Source organism: Profundibacter sp., from assembly GCF_056498605.1.
Genome location: NZ_JBSMEZ010000028.1, coordinates 64449 through 74624, shown reverse-complemented (window position 1 = coordinate 74624; position 10176 = coordinate 64449). Strand labels below are relative to the sequence as shown.

General features: G+C 58.5%; 10 protein-coding genes. 3 read left to right on the top strand and 7 right to left on the bottom strand.

The window, feature by feature from the left end:
- Nucleotides 1-137: 137 nt before the first annotated feature.
- The 5 genes from ACWB12_RS03560 to ACWB12_RS03540 all read right to left on the bottom strand — a co-directional run bounded on the left by ACWB12_RS03560 (nt 138) and on the right by ACWB12_RS03540 (nt 6070).
- Nucleotides 138-698: a sarcosine oxidase subunit gamma gene (locus tag ACWB12_RS03560; protein ID WP_479528688.1), complete on the bottom strand. Its 561-nt coding sequence runs from the start codon at nt 696-698 to the stop codon at nt 138-140.
- Nucleotides 691-3702 carry a sarcosine oxidase subunit alpha family protein gene (locus ACWB12_RS03555; RefSeq protein ID WP_479528687.1) on the bottom strand — a complete coding sequence of 1004 codons (3012 nt, stop codon included), beginning with the start codon at nt 3700-3702 and terminating at the stop codon, nt 691-693. The genes ACWB12_RS03560 and ACWB12_RS03555 overlap by 8 nt, the downstream gene beginning before the upstream one ends.
- Nucleotides 3703-3769: 67 nt before the next feature.
- Complete coding sequence (locus tag ACWB12_RS03550; RefSeq protein ID WP_479528686.1) at nt 3770-4093, bottom strand: sarcosine oxidase subunit delta; 324 nt, start codon at nt 4091-4093, stop codon at nt 3770-3772.
- Nucleotides 4080-4823 (bottom strand): hypothetical protein, encoded by a 744-nt coding sequence (locus ACWB12_RS03545; RefSeq protein WP_479528685.1) that lies wholly within the window; start codon nt 4821-4823, stop codon nt 4080-4082. The genes ACWB12_RS03550 and ACWB12_RS03545 overlap by 14 nt, the downstream gene beginning before the upstream one ends.
- The gene (locus ACWB12_RS03540; RefSeq protein WP_479528684.1) at nt 4823-6070 is read right to left on the bottom strand and encodes a sarcosine oxidase subunit beta family protein; all 1248 of its coding nucleotides are present in this window, start codon (nt 6068-6070) and stop codon (nt 4823-4825) included. The genes ACWB12_RS03545 and ACWB12_RS03540 overlap by 1 nt, the downstream gene beginning before the upstream one ends.
- A 224-nt stretch (nt 6071-6294) precedes the next feature.
- Between ACWB12_RS03540 and ccmI the strand changes: the two genes are divergently transcribed.
- The 3 genes from ccmI to ACWB12_RS03525 are packed head-to-tail and all read left to right on the top strand — an operon-like array spanning nt 6295 to nt 8217.
- Complete coding sequence (gene ccmI / locus ACWB12_RS03535; RefSeq protein ID WP_479528683.1) at nt 6295-7521, top strand: c-type cytochrome biogenesis protein CcmI; 1227 nt, start codon at nt 6295-6297, stop codon at nt 7519-7521.
- On the top strand, nt 7518-7994 hold the full coding sequence (ruvX, locus tag ACWB12_RS03530; RefSeq protein ID WP_479528682.1) for a Holliday junction resolvase RuvX: 477 nt from the start codon (nt 7518-7520) through the stop codon (nt 7992-7994). The genes ccmI and ruvX overlap by 4 nt, the downstream gene beginning before the upstream one ends.
- Complete coding sequence (locus tag ACWB12_RS03525) at nt 7984-8217, top strand: DUF1289 domain-containing protein (protein ID WP_479528681.1); 234 nt, start codon at nt 7984-7986, stop codon at nt 8215-8217. The genes ruvX and ACWB12_RS03525 overlap by 11 nt, the downstream gene beginning before the upstream one ends.
- A 118-nt stretch (nt 8218-8335) precedes the next feature.
- Here the strand turns inward: ACWB12_RS03525 and ACWB12_RS03520 are convergent, their stop codons facing one another.
- Nucleotides 8336-9160, bottom strand: a complete 825-nt coding sequence (locus ACWB12_RS03520) for a sulfite exporter TauE/SafE family protein (RefSeq protein WP_479528680.1) — start codon at nt 9158-9160, stop codon at nt 8336-8338.
- 2 nt (nt 9161-9162) lie between these two features.
- Nucleotides 9163-10176 carry a tRNA dihydrouridine(20/20a) synthase DusA gene (gene dusA / locus ACWB12_RS03515; RefSeq protein ID WP_479528679.1) on the bottom strand — a complete coding sequence of 338 codons (1014 nt, stop codon included), beginning with the start codon at nt 10174-10176 and terminating at the stop codon, nt 9163-9165.

The following is a 10176-nucleotide window of genomic DNA, read 5'->3' as shown; positions in this document are numbered from 1 at the left end:
GCGGGGCAATCAAAGTCCATTGATTATCTGTTAAAACCGTTCGTATCAAAGCTGCTCTCCTTTTGTTTGCAACATTGAATCAGAACTTAAACAGAATGGGAATCCCTAAACGTCAACAGGCCCTAATGGATTCGGCCCTAAAAGGCGCCGACTTCCCCGCCCGATTTCGCCGCCGTTTTCAGCAGGTCGAACACATATTGCGCTACCGAACGAAACGCGACCAGGGTGATTTCTTGTTCCCCCGACATCCAGAACGCCGCTGGAACCTGCGCCAAACGCGTGCGGCGGATTTCGCCAATCTGCAGCGCTTGCATATCCACCGGCGCCAGCTTGGCCACCACCTCGCGCGCACCCGCACCCGTCAGGGTGAACACCACGCGGGCGTCCGATACATTTGCGATTAGGGAATGTGTTTTGCCTAATGAATTTCGCAACTTGGAGGCCGTTGCTTCAGCCGATGCATAGGGCATCATCAACAGCAATTCATCCGGCGACATCCACGCCGCCCCCATGCCTTTGCTCATGATGATGGACCGCTGCGCAGGCATATCCACCCCGACCGCCGCTTTCACCGCCTTGGCGATTTTCGCCATCGAAAGATCACCGCGAAAGCTCAGCATACCTTGCAGGCCCATTTCCTGAACCTGCACATATCCGGCATAAGAAACACCTTGCAACGCACTCACAGCATTAGACATTTTGCTTCTCCCCTGATTTATCATAGAACACCGGATCAACGATTTTCGCCGGGATCAAAGTGCCATCGGTACGGCCAAAATTGATCACCTCGCCCATCCGGTCCGGCCCATGCAGCACCAGCCCCATCGCAATGCCACAGCCCAGCGTTGGCGAATGATAGGTCGAGGTCACACGCCCCTGCATATTGCGCTGCCCGTTGGCGTTGGTCCCATCGCCAAGCGCATAAGCCCCGTCCGGTAGAACCGAGCCATCCACAGTCTCCAGCCCGACCAATTGCCAACGATCCGCACAGGCCATGAACGATCTTTGCTGCGCCCGCTGACCCAGAAAATCGTCCTTTTTCTTGGATATCGCCCACGACAGCCCCAAATCCTGCGGGATCACCGTGCCATCGGTTTCATCGCCGATCATGATGAACCCCTTTTCGGCTCGCATGATGTGCAGCGCCTCGGTTCCATAAGCCATGGCGCCAAATTCCGCCCCTGTTTCCAACAGCTTGTCCCAAAATGCGCGGCCTTGCGAGGCAGGCACCGCGATCTCGTATGACAGCTCGCCCGAGAATGAAATCCGGTAAACCCGCGCCTCAAAGCCGCCGATGGTCCCGTCAGCCCAGCCCATGAAACTCAGCGCCTCTTTGGACACATCCATGCCGCCCATTTTTTGCAAAACCTTGCGTGCGTTCGGCCCGACAACCGCCACTTGGGCGAACTGCTCGGTGACATTGGCAACATAGACTTTCCAGTCCCACCACTCGGTTTGCAGCCATTCTTCCATCCACGCATGGGTGTGCTCGGCCCCGCCCGATGTGGTGTGGCACAGGAAGGTGTCCTCATCAATCCGCGCCACCACGCCGTCATCCATTAAGAACCCGTTTTCCGAACACATCAACCCGTAACGGCAGCGCCCCGGCTTCAGGTTGGACATCATATTGGTGTAGAGCATATCGAGGAACTTACCCGCATCCGGCCCTTTGACGATCAGCTTGCCAAGTGTGGATGCGTCAAGAAAACCAAGAGCTTGACGGGTATTATTCACCTCGCGCGTCACGGATTCCTCATGGCTCTCGCCACCGCGTGGATAGCAATAGGGACGACGCCATTGGCCGACAGGTTCCATATAGGCGCCCGCCTCTACATGCCATTCATGCATCGGCGAGCGGCGCAGTGGTTGGAATATTTCGCCCCGCGCCTCACCAGCAATCGCGCCCATGGAAATGGGGGTATAGGGCGGGCGAAACGTGGTGGTGCCGGTGGCAGGGATGGCTTGACCCAAGGCATCCGACAGCACGGCCAGCCCGTTGATGTTACTGAGCTTGCCTTGATCAGTGGCCATACCGAGGGTGGTGTAGCGTTTGGTGTGCTCGACGCTTTCATACCCCTCACGGGCGGCCAGTTGCACGTCCGGCACCTTAACGTCATTCTGGTAGTCCAGCCACATCTTGGCCTTCAGGGCAGGCGTGGCGTTGGCGGGCATGATCCAGATCGGGGCCATCGGGGCCTCATTGGTTGCCACAGCTTTGGGCGCATTGGCGCGCTTGGGGGCAAACCCTGCGGCTTTGGCGGCAGCTTTGCCAGCCTTGGTCGCATCTTTCAGCACATCCGGCGTGTCCATCGCGCCGGACGCGTTGCCAGCAGTCACAACGAATCCTTCGCCCGTGTCCCCCAATGGCGGGCGGTTGGGGTCTGGCACGAAATGGGCGTGGTCCTCGATCCAGTTCAGCTTGCCACCACAGTGCGACCACAGATGCACCACGGGGGACCAACCGCCAGACATGGCGACACAATCACAAGCGATGTCCTCGCGCGCGCCACCATCGCCGTCTTGCAGACAGATCGCCACGCCAAGAACGCGCTTGCCGCCTTTGACTTTGGCAATGGCGCGGCCCTCTTCAATGCGGATGCCCAGCGCACGGGCCTGATTGGGCAGATCACCCTCGGCGTTGGGGCGGGCGTCAACGATGGCGGGGATTTTCAGGCCTGCGTTGTGCAGGGTGATCGCGGTGCGGTAAGCGTCGTCATTGTTGGTGACAACCACGGTGCGCTGGCCAACAGCCACGCCCCAGTTCACCAGATAATCACGCACGCTTGCGGCCAGCATCACGCCGGGGATATCGTTTCCGGCGAATGACAGCGGACGTTCAATCGCACCTGTCGCGGTGATGATCTGCTTGGCCCTGATCCGCCATAGGCGGTGGCGCGGGGCGTCGGTTTCAGGGTTGTGATCGGTGATGCGCTCATAGCCCAGCGCGTAGCCGTGGTCATAGACGCCAGCGCCCATCAAGCGGGTGCGGATGGTGACGTTTTCCATGTTTTGCAGCTTGGCGAGCGTATCTGTGACCCAGTCCTCTGCCGTTTTGCCGCCGATTTCGGCCCCGTCGACTGGCGCGCGCCCCCCCCAATGGGCGGTTTGCTCGATCAGCAGGACTTTGGCACCGGATTGTGCGGCCGCGAGTGCGGCTTGAAGGCCAGCAATACCGCCGCCGACGATCAGGATATCGGTGAAATAATAGAAATGCTCGTAACGGTCCGCGTCGCGGTCTTTGGGGGCGGTTCCCAGCCCTGCGGAGTGGCGGATGATTGGCTCGAACACATGTTTCCACGCGGCGCGTGGGTACATGAAGGTTTTATAGTAGAAACCGGCGGGCAGGAAGCGGGAGACATAGTTGTTGATGGTGCCCACGTCGAAATTCAGGCTGGGCCAGTGGTTTTGCGATTTGGCGGTCAGGCCGTCGAACAGCTCAGTCGTGGTGACGCGCTGGTTTGGCTCGAAACGTGCGCCTTGCCCCATATTGACCAGCGCATTGGGTTCTTCCGCGCCGGACGCGACGACGCCACGGGCGCGGTGGTATTTGAAGGAGCGGCCCATCAGCATCTGGTCATTGGCCATCAGGGCCGAGGCGAGCGTGTCGCCCTCGTAGCCGCCAAGGGATTTGCCGTTGAAGGTGAAGGTCGCGGGGGCGTTTCGGTTCAGGAAACGGCCATGGTTGGGGATGCGGGTGCTCATATCGAAACGCTTTCGCTGGTGGAGGTCTGGGAGCCTCCGGCGGAGGTATTTGGGAAAAGAAGAAGCATCATTTGTAGCCCTGCCAATCGGGGCGTTTTGCTTTGATCTTTTTGATCAGGGCGGCGGGGGGGTGATGGGTTTGGGCGCTGTAGGTGCCGAAGACTTCGAGGGTCATGGTGCAGCGGGCGGCGTGGAACCATTTTCCGCAGCCATTGACGTGCCGCCAGCGCTCGAAATGTACGCCTTTGGGGTTTTTGCGCTGGAACAGGTAGTTTTTCAGTTCGTCATCCGACGCACCTGTGGCGTGGCGGGTCAGATGCGCCTCGCCGCCGCCGTGGAGTTCGGTTTCTTCGGCTTTGACGCCGCAGTAGGGGCATTCAAGGATTAGCATTTAACTTCTCCATTAGTTCAATTTTTGGAAACTTATCGCCAAACACTTTCTCTGCAGCCGCTTGATAAGCATCTCCAACAGAAAACGCTTCTTCCAAATCTCTTTCTAACTTTTCGATCATATCTGCGAGAAGAACATTCATAGCGCCAACCTTCATCTCAGCACGTTTTGCAAGATTTCCTTCAAGAGCTACCGTAACTGTCAGCCCATCCATACTGGTTTCATGGCCCAAGCTTTCTTCAATAATTTCACTTAATGCCGCATGCTCGGAATTATATTGCTCTACCATGGCAAAATGAGTTGAAGTTTTACTTTGAAGAAGGTGGATTCTTGTGACCAAATCCCCTGAATCCGTAAAAAAGAGAAATTCAAGTTCTGCCCCAGTTAGCTTTTCGATTGCGTTCACACCAGAAACCATCGCACGAATTGCCAACCCAGGCTCTTGAATTGATTGCCCTTCTGCATTCGCCTCTTCAAACTGAACATCAATAGCTTTTTTCATTGAATAAATATGATTTGTGATAGCAACGAACTTCGCCAATCCTATTCGTGCTGCGGTATTACGTGAGGATATTAATTGCGCATCAGCGCGTTTACGTTCTGACCGTTTTGTGACGGAAAAGACCGCAAGAGACGTAACAATAGAAACAGTTCCACCAAGAACTGCTGACAAAAAAGCAATAGTAATTGTGAATTGCTGTTCGCCAGGAATTGCATTCCACCAATCCATCAGTGAGCCACCCCCGCCGCAACGCTTTCATCAATAAACCGCCCCTCGGCAAAGCGGTCCAACCCGAACTCGGCGCTTAATGGCCCCGGTGTGCCTTTGGCGACCAGTTCTGCCATCGCCCAGCCGGACCCCGGAATGGACTTAAACCCGCCGGTGCCCCAGCCGCCGTTGATGAAGCATCCGCCAAGCGGCGTGGTCGAGATGATCGGCGAGCGGTCCCCCGTCACGTCAACAATCCCGCCCCATTGGCGCAGCATTTTCAGGCGCGACACCATTGGGAAGGTCTCTACCAGCGCCCGCACAGTTTCCTCGATATGGTGGAATGATCCGCGCTGGGTGTAGTTGTTATACATGTCGGTGCCACCGCCGATCACCATCTCGCCCTTGTCGGATTGCGACATGTAGCCGTGCACCGTGTTGGCCATCACCACCACGTCAAGGCAGGGTTTGATTGGCTCGGATACCAGCGCTTGCAGGGCGACGGATTCCATTGGCAGCCGGAAGCCCGCCATATTGGCCAGATCGCCGGAGTTGCCCGCCACAAGGATCGCCAGTTTCTTGCAGCCAATCGCGCCGCGCGTGGTTTGCACGCCGGTGACTTGGCCGCCTGACTGGTCCACCCCCGTGACTTCGCATTTCTGGATGATGTCCATGCCCATGTCGGAACAGGCCCGCGCATAGGCCCAGGCGACCGCATCGTGGCGCGCGGTGCCGCCGCGTTCCTGCCACAGAGCGCCAAGGACCGGATAGCGCGGGCCGGAGATGTTGATGATCGGCGCGAGTTCTTTGACCCGTTCAGGGCCGATGAATTCGGTCTGCACCCCTTGAAAGGCATTGGCCTGTGCGGTGCGCTGGAAGCCACGGATTTCAGCTTGGGTTTGGGCCAGCATCATCACGCCGCGCGGGCTAAACATCACGTTCATGTTCAGGTCTTGCGACATGGTTTCATACAGGCCGCGGGCTTTTTCATAGATCGCGGCTGACGGGTCTTGCAGGTAATTGGAGCGGATGATGGTGGTGTTGCGCCCCGTGTTGCCGCCGCCAAGCCAGCCTTTTTCAATGATCGCAACATTGGTGATGCCGAAATTCTTGCCCAGATAATAGGCGGTGGCCAACCCGTGGCCGCCTGCCCCGACGATCACCACGTCATAGGATTTTTTCGGCGCGGGCGAGCGCCATGCCTTGCCCCAACCCTTGTGATAGCGGAGCGCCTCGCGGAAGATGCCAAATGCCGAATAACGTCTCATCAATCGAATCCCCCTGAGGGGGCGATACCGCCCCTGCATATTTGTAATGATACATTGGTCGAGTTTAGCCGCACACGCCTGCGGCACAATGGGGAAAATATGCGACATATGCGGGAAGGTAGGCCCCTAACCAAGCTGTGATCAGACTGCGACGGTTTCACCCTTTTGTGTGGGGCGAATTCACGATACATGGGGGGCAGAATTTTATGCGCGAGTGAGAAACTATGACGTTCTGGATTATCATCGGATTACTGACCTTATTGGTGGCTATGCTGTTTGTGCTGGCGCTGTTGCGCGGGCGCGATGCCGGCGTTTCGGCGGCGCAGTTTGATCTGCAAATATACCGTGATCAGTTAAGCGGGATCGAGCGGGATCAGGAACGCGGTGTTGTCACCAAAGAGGAGGCCGCGCGGATCAAGACCGAAGTATCACGCCGGATTCTGGATGCGGATAAGGCGCTTCAGGCGACAAGCGGCGTTAAAGGTGCGCCGCGCAGCGTGACTTACGCCGCGATTGTCGCCTGCGCTGTGGTGCTGGCGGGCAGCGTTTGGGTGTACCAGACGATTGGCGCGCCGGGATATCCGGATTTGCCATTGAAGGTGCGAATTGCGAATGCAGACGAGGCGCGGGCCAACCGACCTTCCCAAAGTGAAGCCGAAGCATCGCTGCCCCCCCTCACTGTCGAGGTTGATCCACAGCACGAGGAAATGGTGGCCAAGCTGCGCGTGGCCGTTGCGGACCGCCCCAATGATCTGAAGGGGCATCAGTTGCTTGCGGGCAACGAGGCCGCCCTTGGCAATTACGTTGCCGCCTACCGCGCCCATATCAGGGTGGTCGAGATCAAGGGAGATGCGGCGACGGCGCGGGATTTGGCGGATTTGGCCGATCTGATGATCATGGCGGCGGGTGGCTATGTTTCGCCCGAGGCCGAAAGTGCGCTGCAACGCGCGCTGGAGCGTGACCCCAATGAGGGCAAGGCATTGTATTATTCCGGCCTGATGTTCGCCCAAAGCGGACGGCCCGATGTGGCGTTTCGGATTTGGCGTGATTTGTTGAGCAAAAGTGCGCCGACGGACCCGTGGGTGCCACCAATCCGTGGCCAAATTGAAGAAGCTGCCGCATGGGCCGGTGTGGATTACACCTTGCCGAAACTTGCTGGCGGCCCTGCCCTTGCGGGTCCTGATGCCGATGCGGTTGCGGCGGCCTCGGATATGACTGCCGAGGAGCGTCAGGATATGATTGGCAACATGGTGGCGCAATTGTCCGAGCGGCTGGCGACCGAGGGTGGATCGGCGCAGGAATGGGCGCAGTTGATTGGGGCGCTCGGGGTGCTCGGGGATACGGACCGGGCAAAGGCGATCTGGGGCGAGGCGCAGACTGTGTTTGCTGCCGATGCTGACGGGTTGGCGATAATCCTTGCCTCTGCCAAATCCGCGGGCGTGGCCGAGTGATCTTTGACGACATCGAGGGTTTTGCTGCCGCGTTAACGCCGATGCGGGCGATTGCGGGGCTGGATCTGGGAGAAAAGACCATTGGCGTGGCGGTGTCTGACAGTTTTCTGACCGTCGCCACCCCGCTGGAAACCATCCGGCGCAAGAAATTCGGTGTGGACGCGGCGCGGTTGTTGGAGATTGCTGCTGATCGCGGGCTGGGCGGGTTTATTCTGGGATTGCCGTTCAATATGGACGGCTCAGAGGGGCCAAGGTGCCAATCGACCCGCGCCTTTGCCCGCAATCTGTCACGCCTTACCGAATTACCCATCGGGTTTTGGGATGAACGGCTGTCGACGGTGGCGGCCGAACGGGCACTGTTAGAGGCGGATACGTCACGAAAGCGTCGCGCCGAGGTGATCGACCATGTGGCGGCGGGGTATATCCTGCAAGGGGTATTGGACCGTTTGGGGTTTTTGAAACGTGATGGATAAGGTTTGGAGCCGAGACGAGGTGGAGTCGCCCTGTGTGGACATCTGTGTGATCCACCCCGAGGCGCGGCTGTGCACCGGATGTTATCGCAGCATGGACGAGATCAGCCAGTGGTCACGGATGAGTTCCGCAGAACGCGCTGTTGTGGTGGCCGCGTTGCCTGATCGCAGCAAGCTGGTGGTCAAGCGCCGTGGCGGGCGAGCTGCGCGATTAAAGCGGGTGTGATTGGTTTCAGGGATTGCGCCGCGCTATGCGCGTCGCCCCAAGCGCTTTGACCCTGCGGGCCAAAGCGCTACTGCCTGCGGCGCAAGTATTTATTGCAAGAAGAAATGGGGACGTCGGGCTATAAACCGGCCGCTTTGCGCAGCATGTTCAGGGCGACGAGCGTTAGGAAGAAGGCAAACACCCGTTTCAGCGGTTTAGGGTCCATCATATGGGCCAGCTTTACCCCGTAAGGCGCTGTTATCAAAGTCATACTGATGGTTAGGACAAAGGCTGGCAGGTTCACGGCCCCGATTGTATAAGGCGGGCGCGGACCCGCTGGGATGTCGATCAGCAAGAAGCCGATCACCGAGGGCACCGCGATCAGCACGCCCAGCCCTGCGGCAGTGGCCACGGCGCGGTGGATCGGGGTGGCAAAAAGGCTCATCAATGGCACCCCGAATGAGCCACCACCGATGCCCATCAACACCGACATAAAGCCGAGGATTGGTGACAGGATAGCGCGTTTCAGGCCGGTGGGCATGGCATTTCCCAGACGCCATGTGTCGCGACCAAAGCCAAGGTAGAGGCCGACGGTGATGCCAAGCACGCCGAATATACCTTGCAGCACGACGGAGCGCAATGAAGCGGCAACCAGCACACCGATGGCAGCCCCGACCACAATGCCGGGGGCAAAGCCACGCAAGATATCCCAATCCACCGCGCCTTTTTTATGGTGGCTGGAGACCGACCGTAGCGAGGTAACAATGATGGTTGCCAGCGATGTGGCAAGGCAGACCTGCATCAGTTGATCACCGCCATACCCAAGGGCCGAGAAGATGTAGAAATAGGCGGGCACAAGGATGATGCCGCCGCCCACGCCGAGCAGCCCTGCCATCATGCCAGCAAAGGCACCGATGGCCAGCAGCATGGCCACCATCGGTAAAAGGGTTGTCATTTCGGGCATGTTTAGGCGCTCGCGGTTGTTTCGACCTGATCCTGCACACAAGCAAGGGCGGCGTCCAGCACTTCTAGCCCTGCCCCGTCAACATGCGCGCCTTCCGACAGGGCGCGTCGCCAGCCGCGGGCGCCGGGGCGACTATGAAACAGCCCCAGCATGTGGCGGGTGATCTGGTTCAAACGGCCTCCATCGGACAGGTGGCGTTCAATATAGGGTCGCATTTCATCAACCACTTGGCGGGTGGTTTTGCGCTGTGCCCCGCCGAATATTTCAGCATCCGCGCCCAGCAGGATTTGATCCGGTGTGTGATAGGCCGCGCGTCCAATCATCACCCCGTCCAACCCTGCATCCAGAAACGTGCGGGCCTGATCCAGCGTGCTGATACCGCCGTTTACGGAAATATGCAGATCAGGGAAATCGCGTTTGATTTGCAGCACCAGATCGTAATCCAGCGGCGGCACATCGCGGTTTTGCTTGGGGCTGAGGCCTTGCAGCCATGCCTTGCGGGCGTGGATGGAGAAGCGGGTAACGCCTGCGTTGCGAACGGTTTCAATGAACGCGGGCAACACCTGATGCGGGTCCTGTTCATCCACTCCGATGCGGCATTTCACGGTGACTGAAACGGTTGAGACGTCGATCATCGCCGCCACGCAATCGGCCACCAGTTCGGGGCGCTCCATCAGTACCGCGCCAAAGCTGCCCGATTGCACCCGATCCGAGGGGCAGCCGATGTTCAGGTTCACCTCGTCATAACCCACATCACAGCAAATACGGGTGGCGGTGGCAAGTTCTGTCGGGTCTGAGCCGCCCAACTGCACCGCAACGGGATGCTCCGCCGGATCAAAGCGCAACAAATGACGCGCATCGCCACGCACCAAGGCGGGAGACGTGACCATTTCGGTGTAGAGTAACGCGTTTGTGGACATCAGCCGGTGTAAGTAACGGCAATGGCGGTCGGTCCAGTTCATCATCGGGGCGACGGACAGGCGGGCGGCGGTTATGGTTTCTTTTGCGTTGCTCAT